Origin of the sequence: Pseudomonas sp. C11 (genome assembly GCF_034683865.1) — a bacterium.
Classification (GTDB): domain Bacteria; phylum Pseudomonadota; class Gammaproteobacteria; order Pseudomonadales; family Pseudomonadaceae; genus Aquipseudomonas.
In genome coordinates this window covers 1-231 of sequence record NZ_JAWIIP010000116.1, presented here as the reverse complement: position 1 = coordinate 231, position 231 = coordinate 1, and the positions used below count along the sequence as shown (strand labels likewise).

Genomic DNA, 231 nt, shown 5'->3' with positions numbered 1-231 from the left:
ATTACGAGCCGCGTCTGGCGGACGCGGTGGATGGGCTGAGCAGTCAATTGGGCGAGCAGGGCAAGGCCTGGTTCGACAATAATCGTGGCATCTGGGCCTGGGGGCTGGTGTGGGACGCACTGGCCTGTGTCGCCATCGTGCTCCTGAGCGGGCAGGGAGGCGATGATTGGGCCGCCGGGCTGGCCGGGCTGGTGTTCAGCCGGGGCTTTGGCGTGCAGACTGAGATCGTGT

Annotated in this window: 1 pseudogene; it reads left to right on the top strand. The window is 66.2% G+C overall.

The annotated features are described in order from the left end of the window. Nucleotides 1-231: pseudogene (locus VC352_RS25140) on the top strand (DUF2207 domain-containing protein); the annotation flags it as partial.